The sequence below is a fragment of the Flammeovirga agarivorans genome, from assembly GCF_012641475.1.
Taxonomy (GTDB): Bacteria; Bacteroidota; Bacteroidia; order Cytophagales; family Flammeovirgaceae; genus Flammeovirga; species Flammeovirga agarivorans.
This window is the reverse complement of the sequence record NZ_JABAIL010000002.1, coordinates 1,081,107-1,104,196: the sequence shown is the minus strand read 5'-3', so window position 1 is coordinate 1,104,196 and position 23,090 is coordinate 1,081,107. Positions and strand designations below refer to the sequence as shown.

Below are 23,090 nucleotides of genomic sequence, written 5' to 3'. Positions count from 1 at the left end.
GGCGGCCGTAACTATAACGGTCCTAAGGTAGCGAAATTCCTTGTCGGGTAAGTTCCGACCTGCACGAATGGTGCAACGATCTGGACGCTGTCTCGGCCATGAGCTCGGTGAAATTGAAGTAGCGGTGAAGATGCCGCTTACCCGCAACGGGACGAAAAGACCCCATGAACCTTTACTGCAACTTAACGTTGGCCGTTGGCCAGGAGTGTGTAGGATAGGCGGGAGACTGTGAAGGAGCGTCGCCAGGCGTTTTGGAGTCATTGTTGAAATACCGCCCTCTCCTGTTCGACGGTCTAACGGGCTTAAAGTCCGGACATTGTTTGGTGGGTAGTTTGACTGGGGTGGTCGCCTCCAAAAGAGTAACGGAGGCTTTCCAAGGTTCCCTCACGACGGTCGGCAATCGTCGGAAGAGCGCAATGGCATAAGGGAGCCTGACTGCGAGAGAGACATCTCGACCAGGCACGAAAGTGGGACATAGTGATCCGGTGGTACCGCATGGAAGGGCCATCGCTCAAAGGATAAAAGGTACTCTGGGGATAACAGGCTGATCTCCCCCAAGAGCTCAAATCGACGGGGAGGTTTGGCACCTCGATGTCGGCTCGTCACGTCCTGGGGCTGGAGAAGGTCCCAAGGGTTGGGCTGTTCGCCCATTAAAGTGGCACGCGAGCTGGGTTCAGAACGTCGTGAGACAGTTCGGTCTCTATCTGTTGCGGGCGTTGGAAATTTGAGAGGCTCTGACTTTAGTACGAGAGGACCGAGTTGGACACACCTCTGGCGTACCGGTTGTTCCGCCAGGAGCATCGCCGGGTACCTATGTGTGGAGCGGATAAGCGCTGAAAGCATCTAAGCGCGAAACCCACCTCGAGATGAGATTTCCTTATAAGGGTTGTTGTAGATGACGACGTTGATAGGCTTCAAGTGTAAGTTCAGAGATGGATTCAGCTGAGAAGTACTAATCGCCCAAAAGCTTTTCTACGGTTGCTACCTTTCTTGATGAGAGGTAGCGACAGAGTTTTTCCTTTTCGCTGTCAATGAAGTTATAGTACAACTTTATGATAGTGATTAGATTCAAAAAATCATTAGATCATTAAGAAATTGATGGTGCCAATGACGTAGGTGTTCACCTCTTCCCATTCCGAACAGAGCAGTTAAGCCCTACAGTGCTGATGGTACTGGGTTAACCCCCGGGAGAGTAAGTCGGCGCCACATTCATTAAATATAGAAGGTTAGTTAACACAAGATGTTAGCTAACCTTTTTTTTACATCAATTATTCACAGGTAAACTAAATAAGTAGTCTATTGTTGATAATTATGTTTAAACTAAAAAATCCTTGTTGATAACTTTGTGTATTATTCTTTTGTATACATAGTTTATCAACAAGAATTTAGAATAGATACTGATAATTTTACGATGAAATAAAGTTATCAAAATTATTGGTGTTGTTAAGATTGAACTTCACTGAAGATTGTGAATATCTTAAATTCAACTCCTACTATTATTAGAGGGTGAGATTTTTCTTAGCTACAGGCTTTTTAATTTTGCCAAATAGTTTTTCAGAAGCCTCTTGATAGGCTTCACTAGCTTCTTCAGCAGTTTTATAAACTCCTATATCTACACGGTCTCCATCGATGTAAAGCGTTGCCTTAAAAGAATTACTACTAAGTTGAGTAACACCCCTAAAACCTGTTTTATTACGATGTTTTTGCCTTCTTCGTAAATCAGCCATGGTAACCCATTCTAGATTGTCTTCTCTAAGATCTAGTAGATTACCATTTTTAATGTGTACAAAGAGTTTCTTATCGGAGTCTACCTTTGACACAAAGTGTTCTGCAATGATTTTATGGAGGTATAGTGTGATATTCTTGTATTTTCCATTAGGTTGAGGATAATTTTTTTGAAAGAAAACATACCCATTTGAATGTATTCTTAAATTTTCCATCAGATTTATCTTTTTAAAATAAGGGTGGTGTTCTAGTAATTCTAAAGTGTTTGTTGAAATAAGCACACTACTATCAATATTTTTCAATTTAATTCTACACAGCATATCTTGAAAGTTAGATTATTTAATACCAGTATTATTAATTGAACGATTGAATAGTGTTTAAGGATTCATACTTAATTATCTTTTAGAATTTTTTAATATCATATTACTCAATGTTATTGAAATCTATCAAAGAAGCTTGCTTTGTTACTTTATCATAGAGTATATTATATATTGTGTTAACCTGAACGAATAACCTGAATGAATTTTCTGCAACAAATAAATTTTATCCTTATTGGATTATTCTTATCCTTATCAATATTCTATTTCATATTTTTCTTGTTTAAGAAGAAGGAGAAAAATAAAATCATATATGCTGGCATGAGTATTATGTCGGCTATCTATATCTATTCTAGTACTCAGTTACATACCAAAACGGAAATATTGGATTACCAGAATTACTTGACAATAACAATGGTTATTTATTTGTCTTTAATTCAACTGGTATTTTTAGCACTATTTGATTTAACAAAATACAGAGTAAATAAATCATTTTATGGAATCACAGGGATTACGTTACTGTCGATTCTCTTAATTATTTATTTTAATAATGAATTTGTAATCACAGGAAATGAAACAATAAAAAGAATCGAAATTTCAGCCAATAGCTTTTACTATATTTTGGTAGGCAATACTAATGAAGTTTATGAGTGGGTTTCTTCTATTTTTTACCTGAGTTGTCTGGTTTTCTTTGTTAGGTTGATCATCTATTCTTACAAGAATTCTAAAGTCGTTTTTGTGAGTTGTTTATTTCTTTGTTTCACTTTAGGCGGAATATATGATGTAATGATTGATGTTGGTGAAATAGAGGGAGTATATATTTCTGAGTATATGACAGCTTTAATAGTGATGCTACTTTCGGTTGATCTACTTCTACATTTCAAGAAAAAAATTGATGCAAATAGAGTATTGTTGAACATCAATGGAAGTTACGAAGACCTTATTGAGAATATAGATTTATATGTAATTGGTCACGATCAGAATCAAAAAATTAATTACCTCAATAGATTTACAGAGAAGAAATTTTATGGTAAGAAATGGGAAATCATCAATAAGAACTTAAATACCTTTTTTGAGAAGGAAGAAAATTCAGAGAACCAAGGGAAGTTGCAGTTAACAAGTGACGAAGTGAGGAATATCGAATATTCAAAAGTCAAGGTATTAAGAGGTAAAGGAAAGTATGTAGATTTTATAGTAGGGTATGATATTACTGACAAGCTGAATGAACACAGACAATTGGAGCAGACACTGCTGCAATTAAAAGATGCTACAGAGAAACTTGAAGAAGAAAACACTTTTTTAAAACAGAATGCACAGCGTAAAAGTGTTTCTAATATATTATATGTAGAAAGTACTTTCGCAAAGTCAATAGATAAAGAGCTCGACCGAATTGCTAATTATAAAACAACAGTACTAATAGAAGGAAATAAGGGTGCAGGAAAAACTTTTTTGGCGAATGAGCTGATTAAGAAAGGAGACCGTAAAACGAAACCACAAATAGAATACCGTTGTCACAAAACTTTGAATGGGATATTTAGGTCCAAGTATTATGATGATAATACCTATAACCAAGGGTATAACAAAAGCATATTAGATGTAGCGAATGGAGGAACATTAATTCTAGAAGATATAGATGAGTTATCCCATGAGGATCAATTGGATTTATTGGACCTTTTGAAGCGACAGGATGATCTGGAACAGCAAGAATATGATGTTAGAATTTTAGCTACTACGACTAAAGACATAAGGAAGTTGGTAGAAGAAGATGAATTTAATGGAGAGCTACATAAATACCTTTCTATTTATAGAATTAATCTACCCGATTTAAAATACCGCATGTCTGATATTCCCTATTATGTAGATCTTTTTATTGAAGACTATTGTAAGAAAAATGCAATTCCTTCGCTGAAGGTTTCTTTAGCCACAATCAAAAAGTTACAGTCTTATGATTGGCCAGAGAATATCAAAGAATTGAAATATATCGTAAAGAAAGCGGCAGTGTCTTCTCATGGAAAGACATTGCGTCTTTTAGATTTTGATACTTATAAAGAAGAACACAAAGCAGTAGTTACTGAATTTTTATGTCTCGATGAGTATGAAAAACAATATATAACCAAGACGTTGGAGCATTGTAAGTGGAAGGTAAGTGGAAAGAACAGTGCATCGGAACTTTTGAAAATTAATGAAGCAACTTTGAGATCGAAATTGAAAAAATTGAATATTCATAAACCTAAGAAAATTTAGGTAAAGTACACTGTGTTTAAATACTTAAGTGATATATAACGAAAAAAGTCTACTTTTTTTTCATTATTATTTTAGTTAAGTGTCTGAAAATAAATTCAATACGAATTATTTAAGCTTTTTTTTAATTCTTTTTCATGTTAACAAATATTATTTATTAACATTGTGAAGTCATCGACATATTACGACAATCTAATTACGGCCCTTTTATATAAGGGAGATATTTATTGATAACCTACATTATTATTCAATGTTATTAAGAAATTTTTATAACCCACTTTTGAAACTTAATTCATCCTAAGACGTTATTGAAATTGAAATCGCTTTTAAACAGCGGTTTTTTAATCGAAGAATAATTAATTCGAACGATTGAATAATAATTTATCTTCTTCAAATACGGAATAAAATATTCATTACTATAAAATCATTCAACTATGAAAAAGGAAATCAAAAAGTACCCTGCTATCCCACAAGAGAGATTAGAAAAGTACCAAGACTTATGGAAGAACTCAACAAGTAGAGATGGTGTTCATCCAGACGTTAAAGCTCACTTGGAAAGAGTAAAAACTATGGGTGGCGGACAAGGTATCGAGTTTTTGAGTAACATCAACAAAGATTACCTAGGTGCTTTTATGGCTCCATTCTCAAGAGACTTGGAAGAAGCAGATATTGCTATTATTGGTATGCCATTCGAAAAGTCTGCTCCTATGAATGCTTCACATAAATATGGTCCAAAAGCATTAAGAGAATTATCGAAAAACTTCATGGGTACAACAGAGCCATGGATTAATGGTGAGTTCGATATTCCTTTCGATTTTGCTAACATTATTGACTATGGTACAATTGATACGTATGGTCAGTTTGATTTGTCAAGTGAAATGGAACATGCTATTGAACACTACAGAAAAATTGTTTGTGACAATCACATTGTTCCATTTATGTGGGGTGGTGACCATACTGTTTCAGTAGCTCCTTTAATGACGTTGGGTGAGACTTACGGTCCACTTTCAGTAATTCACTTTGATGCTCACTATGATTTGGTAACGGAAGCTGACTTCCCATATCCATATCACTCAGGTAACATGTTTACTCAAAACTTTGCAAAAGGTAATGTAGACCCTGAAAGAATGATCCAAATTGGTATCAGAGGTAGAATGACTGGTCTTGTAGGTGGTCACGCGAAAAACTTCGGTACTAATGTATACTTCGCTGATGAAGCTAGAGTAATGTCTCCAAGAGAAATGGCGGACAAAATTATCGAAGTAGTAGGCGACGGCCCAACATATATCTCACTAGACTTGGATTCATTAGACCCTGTATACAACTCAGCTTCTTCTGCTGTTGAGCCATTTGGTTTGGATGCCAATTGGGTACATGATGTATTGAAATTAGTGAGAATGTCAGGTAAAGTAAATCTTGTAGGTGCTGATGTTGTTGAATACGCTCCGCAAAATGACCCTGCGAAAACATTTGGTTACATCGCTGCAGGTCTTAGCTGGAAGATCCTTTGCTGGTTAGCGGCAGATGTGAAACGTAGAAATGGTGGTGAAAATCATCCTACAAACTGGCCTCAAGCGTTTGGTAACGTTACACTTTAATCACTCAGAACTTTAAAACATTAAATATATCATGGCAAATTTCTTTTCATTAGAAGGACAAGTTGCAATCGTAACAGGCGGTACTTCTGGTATCGGTTTGAAAACTGCTGAGCGTTTTATCGCTGCAGGAGCGAAAGTTGTAATCTCAGGTCGAAAAGACGGAACAGAGATCGCTGAAAAAATCGGAGCTACTTTCGTTCAATGTGATGTTTCTAGTGCGGAATCAGTAGAAGCGATGGTCAATAAAGCTGTTGAGACATACGGTAAAATTGATATTCTAGTAAATAACGCTGGTGCAAACTTTGGTTACGACACCATGATGGAAACAGACATCGAAAATTTTGATAAGAACTTTGCTATCAATACTAAAGGTGTTGTTCATGGTATCAAGTTCGGTGTTCCTCAGATGAACGACGGTGGTCGTATTGTCAATGTAGCTTCTGCTGCCGCAGTTCAGGGTGTGGCTTATTTAGCTCCATATGTAGCATCGAAGTGGGCAGTAGTAGGTATCACAAAAACAGCTGCAGTAGAATTGGGTAGCCGTGGTATCAGAGCTAACGTAATTGCACCAACTTCAGTAAATACACCAATGGCAAACACGCCAGAAGGTCAACCGCAATTGAGAATGGAGCACAAAGCAGTACCTCTTGGACGAATTGCTGAACCTGAAGAAGTAGCTTCATTAATCCACTTCTTATCTGCAAAAGACTGTGATTTTGTAAACGGTCAAGTAATTGGAGTCGATGGTGGCTTCACAGCAGGTATGAGTATCGATGCTTACAATACATTAGCAGCGGAATAATTAAAAAAATTAAAGGGTGTGGTTAAAAAGACTGCACCCATCAAAATATAATCTCAATCAAAAAAATTACTACTATGGGAGCACAAGGAAAAACTAAATCGACTAATGCTGATTTCTTAAGATATGCTTTAAAAAGAACTTGGATGGCAGCAGGTGCATCAGAAGAACATGGAGATGCGGTTGCAGATGCCTTAATGTTAGGTATCCGTCAGGGTAAATTAAACCAAGGTTTAGGTGTTTATGAGGCCATTGATATCATGCACCAATCAGGTTTATTAGATATTAAAGCTGAGCCAGAAGTTGTAGCAGAAGGTGATACTTGGGCATCAATCGATGGTAAAAGATCTTCAGGGTATTGGACGCTAACTAAGATGGCCAATATGGCAATCGAAAAGGCGAAAAAGCATGGTATTGCTATCGTTTTCGGTCATAACCATAACGACGCAGGTTCATTCGGTGCTTATACTTGGATGGCATCAAAAGCAGGTTGTGTAGCGTTAACTTCTAACAACTCAGTACCAATGTGTTCACCTCTAGGTGGTATGTCAAATACAATTTCTGTACCTCCGTTTGATGGTATCGGACCTGCAGGTGATAAACCTCCAGTATGGATGTCAACAAAACTTTGTGAGTGGTATGATGCAGATACTGCACAAGCGGTTCTTCAAGGGACAAAGTTAAAAGGTGATTATGTAATTGACCCTGAAACAGGTGCTTTATCAAATGACTTAGCTCCTTACGCTCAGCCAATCGAAGGTTACGGTCGTGTATACAACCAATCGGCTTTCCAACAACTTTCTAATCCAAGAGTATACATGTTGAACTTATTCAACGAATTACTTTCTGGTATCATTAACCCAGGTGGTATCATCACTCCAGAGGTTCCATCACTAGGTGATATTGTGGACAAAAAAGCTGACGGTACTTCAGTAGGTGGTTCTTACTTTATCTGTATCGACCCTTCAGTATTCGGTCCTTTAGGCGAAGTTTTAGCAAAATCAGACCGTTTTGCTCAAGCTATCGAAGATTCTCCTGCTCGTCCAGGTCAAAGAAAACCAGGTATGCCAGGTGCTAGAGGTTATGAATCAATCATCAAAAATGAGGAAATCGTTGAGGTATTGGATTCTCACTGGGAGCCATTCTTCCAAACTCAAGCAGGTAGATACGGTCTTTCTGAAGAGAGCTTAAGAGAAGAGTGGGAAGCACAAAGAAACAAATAATCAATCAGAAATAATGTAGGCTCTCAAGAGTTTCAATAGGTTTCAACCTGTTGAAACTCAAACTTCCACCACCTACGATTTCAATCGTGGGCACACAGAAGTATCTACAAAAGAAAGCCTTCAAAAAATATAAATCAGAAATGAAACTTCTTGAAAACAAAGTCGCTCTAGTAACAGGAGCAACAAAAACAAAAGGTTTAGGTAGAGCAATTGCTGAGAAATTGGCAGAGTTAGGTGCAAAAGTAGTTTTAACTGGCCGTAACAGCTCTAAAGAGGGGATGGAAGCAAACGTTGCAGCAATCAAAGCAAATGGTGGCGAAGCAATGGGTGTTTTAGTAGATGTTTCAGATGCAGCTCAAGTAGATGCAGCTATTCAACAAGTATTGGATGCTTACGGTACGCTTGATATCGTAGTGAACAATGCAGGTGTTGGTTTTGGTTCTGCTTTATTGGACGAAAACACTGACAAAGATTGGGATGCAAACTACGCTGTAAACGTAAAAGGTGCTTTAGCAGTTTGTAAAGGGGCTATTCCTGCCATGGAAAAATCTGGTGGTGGAGCCATTGTAAACGTTGCTTCAACAGCAGGTATCGCAGCGGGTATGGGTATGCCTTATCCTTATGTTGCAACAAAACACGCATTAGTTGGTGCGACTAAAGTTTTGGCTATTGAGCAAGCAGCGAAAGGTATCCGAGCAAATGTTGTCGCTCCGGGTGCAATCAATACAGACATGTTGCAAGAAGCTTATAAGGCAATTGCAGAAGCTGAAGGTTGTTCTGTAGAAGAGGCGGCAGCGAAAGAGAATGCAGGTATTCCATTGGGTCGTCCTGCTGAGCCAAGTGAAATTGCTGAAGCAATTGTGTACTTAGCTTCTCCTGCAGCGAGTTACATTACAGGTATTGTATTGCCGGTTCACGGTGGTATGGCACCAGGTTTATAAGATCTTATTTAGCATCATCGACTCTTAGGAGTTGATGATGTTTTAAAGAAACTGAAAATGAAGAAAGTTGCCTTAATTACAGGAGCTGCCCAAGGAATTGGATTCGAAACAGCAAGGCTTTTAGGAGAGAAAGGATATGCAGTGATACTAGCTGATGTTCAAGATGCTTCTTCAAAAGTCGAGGAACTAGAAGGGAAGGGTATTGAAGCCAAAGCCATATCGTTTGATTTAGGAGATAGTACTACTTTTCATCAAGTAGTGGAATTTATGGATAAGCATTTCGGTAGATTAGATGTATTGGTAAATAATGCAGCTATGTTGGTAGATATGGGAAAACATCCATCAGATTTATCAGAAGAACTATTTAGAAAAGTAATGGAAGTGAATTATATCGGACCATTCCTTTTCACTCAAAAGTTAGTTCCTCTTTTAAAGAAAAGTGAGGCAGGCAGAATCGTTAACCTTTCCACTCAAGTGGCACAATTGGCCCAATTATCTGATATGAATTCTCCTTTAAGAGATGATATCTGTGCCGCTTATCAAAGTTCTAAGATTGGAGTAAATGCCATGACAGTGCTTTTTGCGAAGGAGTTGGAAGAATTTGGTATCAAAGTAAATAGCTGTTGCCCTGGTTGGGTAGACAGTGCTATGAATACCGACGAACTACCTGATTACGGGGATGAGGCTCGACCAAAAACACCAGTAGAAGGAGCTGATACATCGGTATGGTTAGCTACGCTACCACAAGATGGACCAACTGCAGGTTTCTTTACAGATCGTGAAAAAATCAATTGGTAACTAAACATTAATCATTCTACTATGTGTAACAATACTGAAAAACCCGTTTTAAAGTTCGAAACTCCAAAATTCAATTACGATGAATTGGAGCAACAACTGAACGATTATGAAGCAAATCCAGAAGGTTATAAACATGATGGGCCATCGATTATTTCAGTTCGTCAGGGGATTCGTGCCGGAAGAGCTGGTAGTGTTGCAGTAGGAGGTTGTTTGCTTCATCATGATGAAGTTATTGCAGAAAATATGTCAAAGGCAAATTCACCTTATCATCGATTGGATTTACACGCAGAGATGGTGCTCCTGAATGAGTTGGAAGATAGATTATGTGATAATAAAACTCCTAGAATGAGAGACTACACTTTATTTACTTCCCAAGAACCTTGTCCGATGTGTTTGGCTAGAATCTGTTGCAGTCAAGTAGGTAAAACCTATTATGTCTACAGAGATGCGAATAGTATTGAAGCAGGTGCACAGACTAATTTCGAAAGACTTCCAGAAGGATTTCAATTATTAGGATCAAGGTTGGTTGTAGAAGAAGCAGATTGTTCTCCTAAGTTAAAGGAAATTGCTAGACAAGTATGGTTGAATTCCATTGATCACTGTGTTGATGAATGGTTAGAAAGATATTAATATGACATCACAAGAAACAAAACCTAGAGACCATACTTACTTTCTGGAATATGTCAGGCATTTGGGGATGCTCCTTTTCGCAATTAGTATGACTACCCCTGTATTAGGACTGATTGTATTCGATGTTGAAACAGAAATTGTAGAAGGTGAAAAAGTGATGGAATCTCAATTGATTTGGGATAAACCTTTTCTTCCTTATGTAGCCGGTTTCTTGATATTAGTAATCCATTGGTTCAAGTTCGTCGAAGTACATCATTCGATGAGAACGACCAATCTCAATCAAATATTAATCACCTTTGGTTATTTCTTTCTACTGTGTCTCTATCCTTACTTTGAAATGAACATTGAGTTCACTTCAGAACAGCCTCATTCCAGAGCTATATTCAGTGGTGTATGGGGATTACTTGGCATCTTTTCATATTGGAAGCTACATCATGCAAAGAAAAACGATATGCTAAAAGAAGACATGACCAATGAAAGAATCAAAGTATTATCCAATGAAATTTTAGCTGACCCGATAGTAGCCATAGCTTGTGTAGGATTATCTTATGTGAGTTTCTTGGCATGGTTGGCAGGCATGGTTGCTTTAGTACCTATTGCCAATTATTTATTAGCAAGAACCAGTATTCGAGCTGGTCATTAATTTACAATCATGAAAAAGTCTTTCATCTGTATCATTTTTCTACTTCTTTCTAACTTCCTTTTCGCACAAGACGAAGAAATAGACGCTTCAAAACCAACAAACTTTTATACTCAATTGTACAACCATTTAGAATACAACTATTCTAAAAATGGAGCAGATACTTATGGGTATAGAGCGGAGTTTATGTTTGCCCCGAGTGAAGCACATCTAATATTGGCAGAGATGCCATTGTTACATAACACCGAAACGGGAAAAACAGGAATTGGAGATTTTAGAGCGAGATATTTTTATCTCCCATACAAGAATTACGACAAGTTCCTTGGTGCATTTGGTCCTTCGGTTGACATTTTTGCTCCAACTGGAAATTACGATAGCGGTTTAGGTACAGGATCTTGGTTGATCCAGCCAGGTGTAACAGTAGGTTTAATGATTGCAGATTGGATTCAAGCCTTTCCAATTTTATCCTACCAATATACATCTTCTCCTGTAATTGAGCGCCCAGGTTTGTTTCAAGATCCTCAACATGGTATCTCTTTTCAAATAATCACACCGATTATCTTAAGTGAAAAGATGTTCCTACAGGTTACGCCAATTTATTCGGCAAGTAACATCAATCTGGAAAGAAACGACCGATATATACAAGAGTTTATTGCACAATATGCTTTGTCAGAAAAACTACAAATTAGCGGCTTTTATAGAGGTGTTTTTAAAGATGATAATCACACTGCTCGATTAGCCCTTGTAGTATTCCTTTAATCAGACATTAAAAAACTTTAAATACAAAAGACCATGAGTGATATCAAAATGAATCCGTTGTTAAGCGTGAAGGATGGTGATTTATACATCGAAGACGTTAACACTGTAGAAATTGCTGAAAAGTTTGGTACTCCTTTATTTGTTGTATCAGAAAATATTTTAGTAAAAAACTATTTAGCCTTCCAAGATACTTTCCAGAAGTTTTACCCTGAAGGGCGTATTCGAGTAATGGCAGCGGTGAAGGCAAACCCAACAGTTGCAGTAAGAAGAGTACTTACAAAAGCGGGTTGTGGATGTGATACTTTTGGTGCTGGTGAATTGGAAACAGCTATCAGAGGAGGTGTGCCTTACGAAGATATTGCTGTAAACGGTTCTATCAAACCTGATAGTATCATTCGTAAAGCGATTGATCTAGGTATTCATATCGTTTTGGACAACAAGGATGAGTTGGGGACATGTGAAAGAATTGCAAAAGAATTAGGTAAAGAAGCACATGTGATGTTACGTATCAAGCCTTACATGAAAGACTTGGATGAGCCATCAGATTTCTTCCCAGCTCGATTGATTCGTGAGATGACTCAAACTGTAAAGTATGGTATCCCTACATCGGAAGTAAGAGAAATGTTACCTCAATTTTCAGATTGTCCAAATGTAAAATTAGTAGGAGTTCATACTCATGCGGGCCGTCACTCTAAGAAGCCAATTTTCTGGCAATCATTAGTACAATCAGTTGTAGATATGATCAAAGAAATCCATGATGGTATTGGTAATAACTGGTCACCTGAAATTGTATCTGTTGGTGGTGGTTTCCCTGCTGAAATGGATAAAGAATCTAGAGTAGCAGTAACAGATTACGAAACACCTCATATGGAAGATTTTGCGAAAGTAATTACTGAAACTTTCAGAAATGGAATGAAAGCAATTGGTCTTTCTTCTGACGGTGTGATTCTTGAAATCGAGCCGGGTCGCGCGATGTACAATGAAAGTGGTATCCACTTATTCAAGGTACATAACATGAAACACGAGACGGCAAATGGTATGGATTATCAATGGGCTGAAACAGATACATCAGAGACTTTTTTAAGTGTTGGTGGTTTGAACGTTGTTCCTCCATTTGATTTGGTAGCATGTAACAAAGCTGATAAAACATATGATACTCCTGTTGATGTAGTTGGTATTACTTGTAACTATGATTGTTTGGCAGAACAGTACAAAATGCCTCAATTAGAAAAAGGAGATACACTAGCTTTCTTAAATACAGGTTCATATATCGAGCCTTATACATGTAACTTTAATGCTTTACCTCGCCCAGGAATGGTGATGGTCAAAGGAGATACCGTAGAGTGGGTGAAAACGCCGGAGACGCAAGAAGAGGTATTCTCAAGACACGTTGTACCAGAAAGATTGAAAGATATCTAATTCGAAAAATATGCTATGAAAACATCATTAACCCAGGACATATGTTCTGGGCTATTGATGTCTTAATAACCTCTCTATTTGATTACTACTAAGAAGAGAATGAAAAAAATACTACTAAGTTTATGTTGGTTGCTGACATTGCCCGCTTTTGCTCACCATCCTGATAATGCTTCAGGAACTTTTGAGTTAGACTGGCACACAAGTCAGATTGATAAAACCATTGCTACAGGTGTGTTCCAAACTATGGGATTACGTGTGGATAACGATCCATCAAGAGCAGGTGTAAAGGAAGAAGGAGGAGAAAAAATACTTTATGGTATCGCCTTAGGATTTAGTATTGCAGATCAGTTTGCATTTGATATTGATCAACAAGTAAAAGTTACTGTTGAGTTGAATGCAAGTAATTTAAATGAGTTTTTCTATGCTTATGATAGAAATGGCGTAGTAGAATCGGTACATAGGGTGGAGATTCCAGAAGGCACAAAGGGGTGGCAAACCTATGAATTTGTATTAGACCGAGCTCGTTTTGCAAATAGAGGTTATAGTGAAACGGATTTCGCTATTTCAGCAGGATTAGATATGTCAAATAAGCTACTTTTTATTCGAGATATTCAGTTCGAATTGATAGGGAAAGCAGCTAACCATAATCCTACAGGTAATCTTCAGCTAAATATCTTTGAAAAGAAATCAAAAGAAAGAATTGCTGCTCAAATCGGTTTGTATGATGCCACAGGAAGAATGCCACTTCCTACTGAAAATGCTATTGAACTACAGTTTTTTGAAACAAAAGTAAGATCTGTTGAAATCAGAGAAGAACTAGATCAGATTAACTGGCCAAATAAGAATCACTATACGATGTATGTGGATGGTTTCTATCAGGCAAATATACCAGCAGGTAAGTATACTCTGGTAGTGATGAAAGGACCAGAATATCCCATACTTCAAAAAGAAATCGAAATTAAAGAAGGCAAAGAAAACCCGATCAATATTCATCTAGAACATGTATTGGATATGCCTTCTAAAGGTTGGTACTCTGGAGATGTACATAACCACTTTTCAAGACAGAATGCAACTGCAAACCCGAATCAAATCGCTCATGCAAGAGCTGCAGATTTACATATGCATTGGCTGTATGCTTTGGGTAATTCGGTAACTACTCATTTTGATCAATATGCTTGGGGTAAAGAAGGACAATACAAAGAAAAAGATTACTTCATCGCTTCGGGGCAAGAAGATCCAAGAACAGACTTTTTAGGTCATGTATTGGCAATGGGACAAAATGAATTTGTCCGTTACCCTGATGAGTATTTCCATTATGATAAAGTATCAAAAGAAGTGCATAAACAAGGTGGTGTATTTGGAGTAGCACATATGGACTTTGCACAGTTCCAACAAAATATTGCTTTGGCCATGTTGGCGCCTGAAAATGAAATTGACTTCGTAGAAATTTTCCAATATCACTCACTTAACCTAAATGATTGGTATGCTTTCTTAAACTTAGGTTTTAAACTAAGTGCAGCTGCTGGATCCGATTGGCCTTATATGTCATTGCCAGGGGCAGTTAGAACTTATGTGAAGGTAGATGAGTTTACACCTGATAATTGGAACAAATCATTACAAGAAGGAAAGTCTTTCGTTTCTAATGGTCCTATGATCGATTTCAATGTGAATGGTCAAGATATTGGATCTACTTTAAAAGTGAAGAAAGGAGAGAATTTATCAATCAAAGCAAAAGGATATATTGTTCCTAGTTGGGATTTACTGAAGTATGCAAGTATCATCGTTAATGGTGATGTAGTGAAGGAGATCGAACTAGAAAAAGGACAAAAAGAAATAGATATTGATTTAGAATTACCGGCAGATAAAAGCTGTTGGATAGCGATAAAAGTGCATGGTGAGAAAGCACATGATATTGTGTTCCAAAGTGACTTCACCAAAAGAATCCAAGCCCATACTTCACCAATCTATATAGAAGTAGACGGTCAACCTACTTGGTCGAAAGAAAAAGCACCTCAGATTATTGATATGCTGATCGAAAGAATGGATCAAGTGAAGGAAATGAAGTATGAACGTCATGATAATGAAGCTTGGGAAAGTCCTGATCGTACCGAAGAAATGCTGGATGCTTTTCGTCCTTATTTAAGAACATGGATCGATCAGACCAAAGAGTTTTATATCAATAGAAAGAAAGAAACTGTGAGACCATAAATGAACTAAACAAATGAGCACACAAGAAAAAATGAATTGGAAACCGTTAATCGTAATCATCTTATCGATGGTGATGATGTACATTACATCCTTTAGTATTAACGTATTGATTGGACCAATTGTACAGGAATTAAATTGGTCGGTTTCTGGATTGCAGATGGTGATTGTATCTGCTTCATTGATCGCAGGAACATTAATGGTGACAGCGGGTAGATTAGGTGATAAAATAGGGAAGAAGAAAGTTTTCTTGATTGGTTCTATAATCTATACCATTGGTTTAACAATTGTGGTTCTAGCACCCAATTCTACAATTTTCAGTATCGCTTGGGCATTAATTTGGCCTTTCGGTATGGTGATGGTTATTCCAACGTCCATTGCCTTGATTATGTACTTCTACGAAGGAGCTCAAAGAGCTTCAGCATTCGCAATATATGGTGCAGTATTATCAATTATTTCAGCATTGGCACCAGTAGTAGTAGGTTATTTAGCTTCGATTGTATCATGGAGAATAGCTTTAGGTTTATCGCCAGCATTTGGTGTTTTGACCGTCATTGCAGCATTTACATTGCCTGAAACGGAGAAAGATTCTTCAATCAAAATTGATATTGTATCTGTATTCCTATCTGTTATTGCTTTCGGTACTTTCTTGATCGCAACAACAATGGCATCAGAGTTTGGATGGTTAATGGAAAAGCGACCGTTTGAAATTGGAGGAACAGTAATTCCTTTAGGTGGGTTATCGATTGTACCTATCATGTATGCGATTGCTGTTATTTTATTAGTCATTTTCTTCAAGAGAGGAGCAGCGTTAACAGCTAAAGGAGAAACTCCATTATTAAGTGCTTCTATCTTAAAGAACATTCCATTCTCAATTGGTATGACCGTTCAAGCTTTATTGTACTTCTTAATTGCAGCCGTATTATTTACAGTCTCAGTTTTTGTACAATCAGCTGCAGGGTTAGATTCATTTGATACAGCTTTAACCACTTTACCCATTTCAATTGGTGTGGCATTCACAGCTTTTGGAACCGCTAGTTTAGGGGAGAAAATTTCTCCAAAACTAATTGTGATCGTTGGTTTCATTATCATTTTGGGAGGATCATTCTTATTGACTCAACAAGCATCAGTAGATATGAGTTGGACTTCTACAGCATCTGGAGCCTTAGTTTTCGGTATTGGTTGTGGATTGGTTATGGCTCAAATTGCAACATTAACGATGATCAAAGTACCTTCATCACAAGATGGAGAAGCTTCAGGTTTGTCTGAAACGATGAAAGAAATTGTAGGGCAAGGATTTGCAATAGCCTTTGCTGGATCTATCTTATTTGGTTCTGTCTATTCAAATATGGTAGATGGTTATGAGACTACTGAAGAGTTACAACTTTCTTCTACAGATAAAGAAGAAATTATCATAGAACTGGAAGATACCTTTATGGAAATAACTCCAGAGCAAGAAAAAGTTTGGGTGGAAGAAAACTTACCGGAAAAAACAAAGGCAGCTTACCAAGAGATAGTGAATAACTCAGCGGAAAAAGCTTTCCAAGATACGTTTTTAATAGTAAGTATTTTCACTGTGATTTCTTTACTCCTGAGTTTCTTTTTACCTGGTGAAAAACTAGGTGCAACTGAAGAAGAGACTACAGCATAATAACTACCGTATCATAAGCCTTGGATGTATTTCTTTAGGCTTATGATAGTATATTTTTTCACAAAAAATCTCAGATAACTAATGAAAACATTCAAAGGAGTATCTATCATTGATACAGATGGCAAGAAAAAAGAATTTATTATTGGAGCTCCATTTTTAGGAGATGAATCTAGAGAGATCGAAGAAGTCTATGTAGAAGATTGGCATCAGTACCCGCTCGTTATTGTAAAAACAAGCCTAGGTGAACAACATTTTGCTGATGTAGCATTTGAAATGTTGTACGAAGAATAAACAATTTTTAAATAATACGATCCATTCAATCCATTCATTCAAAACTTATTATGAAATATCAAAAATTAGCATTCTTAAAGTCAGGAAGTCCAAAATCAGAAGAGGCCTATAATTTATTATTAGCAAAACATGAGAACCATTCTCCTGAAGATGCAGATGTAATTGTAGCCTTGGGCGGTGATGGCTTCCTACTACAGGTTCTGCATACTTATCCTCATTTAGATAAACCAATTTTTGGTATGAATCGAGGTACATTAGGATTCTTATTGAATGAGTATAAAGATGATGTTGATTTACTTGAAAGAATTAATCACTCGCAAGATGTTCATCTATGCCCGATTTCAGTAGATATTGAAGATGATCAAGGTGAGCATTTTCATTATAAAGCATACAATGAAGTATCCGTGATTAGATATTCTGGTCAGAGTGCTAATCTTCAAATTTCTGTGAATGGAAAAGTAACTTTAGAACATTTAAATGCAGATGGGGTTTTAGTGGCTACCCCTGCAGGAAGTACAGCATATAACTTCTCTGCTCATGGCCCTATTATTCCACTGAATGCAAATTTATTAGCACTCACACCAGTTTCGCCTTTTAGACCTAGAAGATGGAAAGGGGCATTATTACCCAACGATGTAACGATCGAAATTAAAAACTTAGATCCTACCAAACGCCCTATTGGAGCTGCGGCCGATTCTAAAGAAGTAAAGAATGCAGTTCATGCTAAAGTTTGGCAAGACAAAAAAGATACACGACACCTACTATTTGACCAAGATCAATCCTTAGAAGATAGAATAATGTTAGAACAGTTTAGTATCTAATTCATGGTAAACTCTAAATGGAATATTTGTTTCCTTCTGATTTTTTTGATTCCACTTTTTTCAGAAGGACAGGATAGTCTTTCTTGGCCTTTGGAAAGTTATCAGGATCGTCGATATAAAGAAAATTGGAAATTAGATGATTGGTCAGAAAGAAGATCAAGAGCACAAGATTGGTCTGATTTAATCAAGAATGTACCCCTTTCTAATAATCACAAGATATGGGCTTCTTTTGGTGGACAAGTAAGATTACGTTACATGCCTACAGTAAATGAAGAGTTTATGTCTCAGAATTCTGGATTGTTCACTTTTAGAACAAGGGCACATGCTGACATTCACTTTGGAGACAATTTTAGAGTATTTGCCGAAGGTATTTATTCCAATACTACCAAAGATAATAGCGACCGTTTAGGAGCAGGAACACCCGTAACTGATGGTGCTTTTTTAAATCTCTTTGCAGAATATAGATTTGATCTCTATAACAATACATTTATGGGTGTATGGGCAGGTAGAAGAGAACTTCAAGGCGGGCATGAAAGGTTACTTTCACCAGGAAACTGGCTTATTACAAGACGTTCTTTTGATGGGGCAGGGTTTTATGTGGGTAATAAAAGTGATAAGCTTGTTGCCTTTGTGAGCAAACCTGTCATTCCTGTTCCAGATGGATACACAACAAGAGATGAGAATACAACATTTTGGGGAGTAAGGTATGAATCTATGGATGTCGCTTACTCTACAACTGCTGGATTTGGAGTGCCAAGTTGGTCTTCTTTTGATCGTACCTATTTTGAACCTTACTTCTATGGTTTACATAGAAATAATGCTGTTTATGAAGAAGGAACTGCCAATGAACAAAGGTATACAGCGGGTTTTCTACTTGCGGGTCCTATCAAAAGAATCTTTAACTATGAAGTAGAAGCGATGTATCAATTTGGTTCCTTCGGAGATCAAAACATTAGTGCCTACTCAATCACAACAGAGTTTGGTGTCTCTTTTCCTAAAGTACCACTTCAACCTCATGTATGGGTAGGATTTGATTATTCTTCGGGAGATCAAAACAAAGGAGACAATACCCTAGGAACATTCAATCCACTTTTTCCACAAGTCGCTCAATTTTTTGGTGAACATGGAGCGATGGATAGAAAAAATCTGACATCTATTTCTGCAAATGTTGATTTTACTGTTTTCAATATTGTAAAATCGAGGTTGACCTATTGGAATTTTCAAAGGTCGAGCTTAAATGATGCGGTTTATAACACATCAAATGGTATATTAAGAACAGGGGAAAGTAATTCTAGAGATTTAGGCGATTCTATGCAATTGTCCTCAGTGATTACTTTAAACCGACATTGGGAGATTTGTGCAACTTATAATTTTTGGGTTCCTGGACAGTATTTCTGGGAAACACAATCAGGAAATGCACATACTCAACATTTCTTTATGCTTACAACACAGTTTACCTTTTAATGGATAAAAGACCAGTAAAAATCAATCAAAAGTATTTTAAGGAGTTCTTCTCTGTATTATTTGGGGTGATGTTCGCCTTATTTATCGATACTATGTGGAGTAATCACGAGCATAGTGTATTAGCTGAAAAAGCAACCCATGATATCTTGTTAGAAGTAAAAGAAAACCATGACAAGATGGATTCTTTAATCACTAGACATGAAGCAACCCAAAAAAAGATCCGACATCTGATAAAAGTAATTGAAGAAGAATTAGATACTGTGAATGTCGATAATGATTTGTCATTAGAATTTGAGTTGATAGAAGATACAGCATGGGAAACGGCTCAAATTTCAGGAGCGGTGACCTATATAAAATTGGAGAAACTTTCTAAATATAATTCACTCTATAAAATGCAGGCTCTTTATCTAAATTTTATAGAAAAGTTTATGGAGCACTCATTTACAGGAATGCAATTGTTGACAGAGAGAGAGAAATTGGGTCAAATGGACTATTTCATTGAAAATACATTAATGACAGAAAAACGATTACTGCTACAGTACGAAAAAATATTAGAAGGTAAAAAATAGATGAAATCCATCTGTGTACATATTTTTCTTTTTGTTTTAAGTATCACTTTGTCAAAAGCACAAGTAGATTCTGTAGAACAAAAAGTGTATAAGAATAATATCTTACCTTCCCCTACATTTACTTACAGTCCAAGAACTGATGTGGTGTTGGGGTTATACTTGTTGTATCAGTTTAAGTTTGATAGAAAAGATCACAACACAAGGCCTTCAAATATCAATATCTATTACGGGTCTTCGTATAAAGGGCAAAATTATTTGTCTTCCGAGCATACGATTTTGACCAATCATGAACAATATTATTTCAAAGGAATTTTTGAATATAAAAAAACACCTGAAAAACTATATCGCTTAGGCCCAGATAGCCCAAACGAAGAATGGGTAAATGCAGAGTATCATTCAATTGAATTTAAAGAAAGGTTTTTGAAACAGATCCAGCCCAAAATATTTATGGGAGCAAGAATACGATCTATCAATATTTTTGATGTCTCTTACCAAAAAGACTCTGGTGAAGCCATTGAACCTCCACCAGAATTACCTTATGCAGATGGTGGTAGTTATTTAGGAATTGGCCCTGTATTTATGTGGGACAAGCGAAACAGTATTTTAACTCCTACTAAAAATTACTATCTAGATGTAGCGGCTGTTTTCTATAAAAGCTTAATGGATAAAGGTTCCTTTTTTACCTTAGAAATAGATGGAAGGAGATATCATGATTTAACAAATGACGGAAAGAATGTATTGGCTTATCATCTACTTTTTAAGTCCACTTTTGGCGATGTTCCGTTTCATGAGCTTTCTATGATTGGAGGAAAACAGATCTTACGAGGATATGAATTAGGACGATTTCGTGATGACCATGCCATACAGTTACAAGCCGAATTCAGAAAGAATATTATAGGAAGATTTGGTGCTACTGCTTTTGTCGGTACCGGAACTGTATTTGATGAATTCCAGGATTTTCAACACCTAAAGGCTGCATTAGGAGGTGGATTAAGGTTTAATATCAATAGAAAAGATCCAACGAATGTCAGAATTGATTTTGCTTGGAGTGTAACAGATTACAATAAAGGTTTGTATATCACATTGGGTGAGGCCTTTTAAAAATGTAAGGCTTGTCATCAAAAATATCGCGATAATTGATCAAATTGCAAGGAAAACTAATGACAACTTTATCGTGAACTACTTATGAAGTCAAAACACCTTATTATCACTGTATTCGTACAACTTTTATTTATAACGAATATTTGTGCTCAGGAACACCTTTACTTATTTAATCAAGTGGGGTATTATCCTAATGCTAAAAAAATAATTACAGTCAAAACAAACAGTCCAAAGAAATTTAAGATTCTATCTGAAGATTTAAGCAAGGTGGTACTTAAAGGAACAACTACAGATATTGGACGTTGGAAGTATTCAGAGGAAAGTTATGGTATGATCGATGCTTCTTCCATTAAAAAAGAAGGAAAGTATATTATCGAATTGGAAGGAGAACAGGCTTCTTATCCATTCGAAATTGTAGAAAATGCAGGAGAAACCTCATTATTAGCTAGTATTCATGCTTTCTATTTACATCGATGCTCTTCTCCTATCTTGGAAAAATTTGATACTAAATATGCCAGAAATGGAGGTCATGATGACACCAAAGTATTGGTTCATCCTTCTGCATTAAGAAATGGTCAAGATCCATCGACCACTATTTCTGCACCAAAAGGGTGGTACGATGCTGGGGATTATAACAAGTATATTGTTAACTCAGGGATTACAACATACAGCATGTTATTAGCTTATGAGCAATACAATACTACTTTGAATCAATTAGATTATAGTATACCAAAAGAGGAAAGTACTTTACCGCATTATTTGGATCAAATAAAATGGAATTTGGATTGGATGATGGATATGCAAGACCCCGTGGATGGAGGAGTATACCACAAGCTGACCAATGCTAATTTTGATGGTTTTGTAATGCCCGATCATGCTCAAAAGAATCCTCGATATGTTATTCAGAAAACAACTGCTGCAGCATTAGACTTTTCTGCGGTGATGTCTGTGGCCGCTAGAACTCTGGGAAAATTCAATAAAGACCTAAAACAACAATATACGAGTGCAGCCGTAGCAGCTTATCAATGGGCATTAGAGAATAATAATATAATCTATGATCAGAATAAACTGAACGAACAGTATTCTCCTAAAATTACGACGGGTGCATATGACGACAAGTACTTAGCAGACGAGTTTAATTGGGCTGCAGTCGAACTTTATATTTTAACAGGTGAGGAGAAATATTATGAAAAAGTAGATTGGAAGAAAGGAAAGTATAACCAAGTACAATCTTGGAGTAATGTTTCTTATTTACCAGTATACTCGTTATTACTTCATCAAAAGGAATTAAAAACTTTACCAAAGGCAGATCTTAATTACGTGGAGAATGTCGTACTGAAGAAAGCCAATGCTTTGATAAAAGAATATGAGCAATCGCCGTTGAAAGTATCCATGGGACAATTAGAAAGTGATTTCGTTTGGGGATCTAATAGCGTGGCTAGTAACCAAGGGATGTTATTATTGAATGCTTATACCATTTCAAAAAATAAAAAATACTTAGAAGCTACAGTAGCATTATCGGATTACATTTTGGGAAGAAATGCATTAGACTTATGTTTCTTGACTGGTTTTGGTAAAAAATACCCGATGAACCCTCATCATAGGTTGTCATCTGCAGATGGTATCAAAGAGCCTGTACCAGGTTTTTTAATTGGAGGACCACAAAATAATAGTAATCATGATGGTTGTAATTATTCTTCAAATTTACCTGCGACAAAATATATTGATGAGGAGTGTAGTTATTCGACCAATGAAATTGCAATTAATTGGAACGCATCTTTTGTGTATATGATGTCTGGAATCAACAATTATTTTAATCAGAAAAAGAAATAAACTCATAAATAAGTGAGAAAAAGACTTCAAACCCATAAGTCTTTTTCTTAATGAAATTAAATAGT

Annotated in this window: 19 protein-coding genes and 2 rRNA genes; 20 read left to right on the top strand and 1 reads right to left on the bottom strand. The window is 36.7% G+C overall.

Translation table 11 applies throughout. The annotated features are described in order from the left end of the window. Positions 1 to 976: ribosomal RNA gene (locus HGP29_RS09190) — 23S ribosomal RNA — on the top strand; the annotation flags it as partial. 121 nt (positions 977 to 1,097) lie between these two features. Beyond that, positions 1,098 to 1,209, top strand: a 5S ribosomal RNA gene (gene rrf, locus HGP29_RS09185). 290 nt (positions 1,210 to 1,499) lie between these two features. Here the strand turns inward: rrf and HGP29_RS09180 are convergent. After that, positions 1,500 to 1,940: an HNH endonuclease gene (locus HGP29_RS09180; RefSeq protein ID WP_168882067.1), complete on the bottom strand. Its 441-nt coding sequence runs from the start codon at positions 1,938 to 1,940 to the stop codon at positions 1,500 to 1,502. Positions 1,941 to 2,243: 303 nt separating this feature from the next. On the opposite strand from HGP29_RS09180, the gene HGP29_RS09175 reads away from it, so the two are divergent. The 18 genes from HGP29_RS09175 (at position 2,244) to HGP29_RS09090 (ending at position 23,025) form a co-directional block, all read left to right on the top strand. After that, positions 2,244 to 4,286 carry a sigma 54-interacting transcriptional regulator gene (locus tag HGP29_RS09175; protein ID WP_168882066.1) on the top strand — a complete coding sequence of 681 codons (2,043 nt, stop codon included), beginning with the start codon at positions 2,244 to 2,246 and terminating at the stop codon, positions 4,284 to 4,286. A gap of 431 nt (positions 4,287 to 4,717) precedes the next feature. Further along, entirely contained in the window at positions 4,718 to 5,881 is a 1,164-nt protein-coding gene (locus HGP29_RS09170) for an arginase family protein (protein ID WP_168882065.1), read from the top strand. A 31-nt stretch (positions 5,882 to 5,912) separates the two neighbouring features. After that, on the top strand, positions 5,913 to 6,683 hold the full coding sequence (locus tag HGP29_RS09165; protein ID WP_044221200.1) for an SDR family NAD(P)-dependent oxidoreductase: 771 nt from the start codon (positions 5,913 to 5,915) through the stop codon (positions 6,681 to 6,683). A gap of 74 nt (positions 6,684 to 6,757) precedes the next feature. Next, a complete protein-coding gene (locus HGP29_RS09160) occupies positions 6,758 to 7,903 on the top strand; it encodes an Ldh family oxidoreductase (protein WP_168882064.1) in 1,146 nt (381 codons plus the stop codon). 140 nt (positions 7,904 to 8,043) lie between these two features. Further along, entirely contained in the window at positions 8,044 to 8,844 is an 801-nt protein-coding gene (locus HGP29_RS09155) for an SDR family NAD(P)-dependent oxidoreductase (RefSeq protein ID WP_168882063.1), read from the top strand. Between the two features lie 57 nt (positions 8,845 to 8,901). Then, a complete protein-coding gene (locus HGP29_RS09150; RefSeq protein ID WP_168882062.1) occupies positions 8,902 to 9,642 on the top strand; it encodes an SDR family NAD(P)-dependent oxidoreductase in 741 nt (246 codons plus the stop codon). Positions 9,643 to 9,663: 21 nt separating this feature from the next. Further along, positions 9,664 to 10,272, top strand: coding sequence for a nucleoside deaminase (locus HGP29_RS09145; RefSeq protein ID WP_168882061.1), 609 nt, complete (start codon positions 9,664 to 9,666; stop codon positions 10,270 to 10,272). A 1-nt stretch (position 10,273) separates the two neighbouring features. Further along, the gene (locus tag HGP29_RS09140) at positions 10,274 to 10,915 is read left to right on the top strand and encodes a TMEM175 family protein (RefSeq protein WP_168882060.1); all 642 of its coding nucleotides are present in this window, start codon (positions 10,274 to 10,276) and stop codon (positions 10,913 to 10,915) included. A gap of 9 nt (positions 10,916 to 10,924) precedes the next feature. Next, a complete protein-coding gene (locus HGP29_RS09135; protein WP_168882059.1) occupies positions 10,925 to 11,671 on the top strand; it encodes a hypothetical protein in 747 nt (248 codons plus the stop codon). 33 nt (positions 11,672 to 11,704) lie between these two features. Beyond that, complete coding sequence (locus tag HGP29_RS09130) at positions 11,705 to 13,090, top strand: diaminopimelate decarboxylase family protein (protein WP_168882058.1); 1,386 nt, start codon at positions 11,705 to 11,707, stop codon at positions 13,088 to 13,090. 99 nt (positions 13,091 to 13,189) lie between these two features. Further along, positions 13,190 to 15,298 carry a CehA/McbA family metallohydrolase gene (locus tag HGP29_RS09125; RefSeq protein WP_168882057.1) on the top strand — a complete coding sequence of 703 codons (2,109 nt, stop codon included), beginning with the start codon at positions 13,190 to 13,192 and terminating at the stop codon, positions 15,296 to 15,298. A 13-nt stretch (positions 15,299 to 15,311) separates the two neighbouring features. Beyond that, a complete protein-coding gene (locus HGP29_RS09120) occupies positions 15,312 to 16,946 on the top strand; it encodes an MFS transporter (protein WP_168882056.1) in 1,635 nt (544 codons plus the stop codon). 81 nt (positions 16,947 to 17,027) lie between these two features. Continuing rightward, on the top strand, positions 17,028 to 17,237 hold the full coding sequence (locus HGP29_RS09115) for a hypothetical protein (protein WP_168882055.1): 210 nt from the start codon (positions 17,028 to 17,030) through the stop codon (positions 17,235 to 17,237). Between the two features lie 50 nt (positions 17,238 to 17,287). Further along, a complete protein-coding gene (locus HGP29_RS09110) occupies positions 17,288 to 18,058 on the top strand; it encodes an NAD kinase (protein ID WP_211093236.1) in 771 nt (256 codons plus the stop codon). A gap of 3 nt (positions 18,059 to 18,061) precedes the next feature. Continuing rightward, positions 18,062 to 19,522 (top strand): alginate export family protein, encoded by a 1,461-nt coding sequence (locus HGP29_RS09105; protein ID WP_168882054.1) that lies wholly within the window; start codon positions 18,062 to 18,064, stop codon positions 19,520 to 19,522. Then, the gene (locus HGP29_RS09100; protein WP_168882053.1) at positions 19,522 to 20,091 is read left to right on the top strand and encodes a hypothetical protein; all 570 of its coding nucleotides are present in this window, start codon (positions 19,522 to 19,524) and stop codon (positions 20,089 to 20,091) included. The genes HGP29_RS09105 and HGP29_RS09100 overlap by 1 nt, the downstream gene beginning before the upstream one ends. Next, on the top strand, positions 20,092 to 21,192 hold the full coding sequence (locus HGP29_RS09095; RefSeq protein WP_168882052.1) for a BamA/TamA family outer membrane protein: 1,101 nt from the start codon (positions 20,092 to 20,094) through the stop codon (positions 21,190 to 21,192). It abuts the gene before it with no gap. An 84-nt stretch (positions 21,193 to 21,276) separates the two neighbouring features. Further along, complete coding sequence (locus HGP29_RS09090; RefSeq protein WP_168882051.1) at positions 21,277 to 23,025, top strand: glycoside hydrolase family 9 protein; 1,749 nt, start codon at positions 21,277 to 21,279, stop codon at positions 23,023 to 23,025. Positions 23,026 to 23,090 lie beyond the last annotated feature (65 nt).

Coding starts and splice junctions, on each gene's coding strand:
- HGP29_RS09170 (WP_168882065.1), top strand. CDS start 4,718: ATGAAAAAGGAAATCAAAAAGTACCCTGCTATCCCACAAGAGAGATTA.
- HGP29_RS09140 (WP_168882060.1), top strand. CDS start 10,274: ATGACATCACAAGAAACAAAACCTAGAGACCATACTTACTTTCTGGAA.
- HGP29_RS09130 (WP_168882058.1), top strand. CDS start 11,705: ATGAGTGATATCAAAATGAATCCGTTGTTAAGCGTGAAGGATGGTGAT.
- HGP29_RS09110 (WP_211093236.1), top strand. CDS start 17,288: ATGAAATATCAAAAATTAGCATTCTTAAAGTCAGGAAGTCCAAAATCA.
- HGP29_RS09155 (WP_168882063.1), top strand. CDS start 8,044: ATGAAACTTCTTGAAAACAAAGTCGCTCTAGTAACAGGAGCAACAAAA.
- HGP29_RS09100 (WP_168882053.1), top strand. CDS start 19,522: ATGGATAAAAGACCAGTAAAAATCAATCAAAAGTATTTTAAGGAGTTC.
- HGP29_RS09095 (WP_168882052.1), top strand. CDS start 20,092: ATGAAATCCATCTGTGTACATATTTTTCTTTTTGTTTTAAGTATCACT.
- HGP29_RS09175 (WP_168882066.1), top strand. CDS start 2,244: ATGAATTTTCTGCAACAAATAAATTTTATCCTTATTGGATTATTCTTA.
- HGP29_RS09150 (WP_168882062.1), top strand. CDS start 8,902: ATGAAGAAAGTTGCCTTAATTACAGGAGCTGCCCAAGGAATTGGATTC.
- HGP29_RS09165 (WP_044221200.1), top strand. CDS start 5,913: ATGGCAAATTTCTTTTCATTAGAAGGACAAGTTGCAATCGTAACAGGC.
- HGP29_RS09180 (WP_168882067.1), bottom strand. CDS start 1,940: ATGGAAAATTTAAGAATACATTCAAATGGGTATGTTTTCTTTCAAAAA.
- HGP29_RS09145 (WP_168882061.1), top strand. CDS start 9,664: ATGTGTAACAATACTGAAAAACCCGTTTTAAAGTTCGAAACTCCAAAA.
- HGP29_RS09105 (WP_168882054.1), top strand. CDS start 18,062: ATGGTAAACTCTAAATGGAATATTTGTTTCCTTCTGATTTTTTTGATT.
- HGP29_RS09090 (WP_168882051.1), top strand. CDS start 21,277: ATGAAGTCAAAACACCTTATTATCACTGTATTCGTACAACTTTTATTT.
- HGP29_RS09160 (WP_168882064.1), top strand. CDS start 6,758: ATGGGAGCACAAGGAAAAACTAAATCGACTAATGCTGATTTCTTAAGA.
- HGP29_RS09120 (WP_168882056.1), top strand. CDS start 15,312: ATGAGCACACAAGAAAAAATGAATTGGAAACCGTTAATCGTAATCATC.
- HGP29_RS09135 (WP_168882059.1), top strand. CDS start 10,925: ATGAAAAAGTCTTTCATCTGTATCATTTTTCTACTTCTTTCTAACTTC.
- HGP29_RS09115 (WP_168882055.1), top strand. CDS start 17,028: ATGAAAACATTCAAAGGAGTATCTATCATTGATACAGATGGCAAGAAA.
- HGP29_RS09125 (WP_168882057.1), top strand. CDS start 13,190: ATGAAAAAAATACTACTAAGTTTATGTTGGTTGCTGACATTGCCCGCT.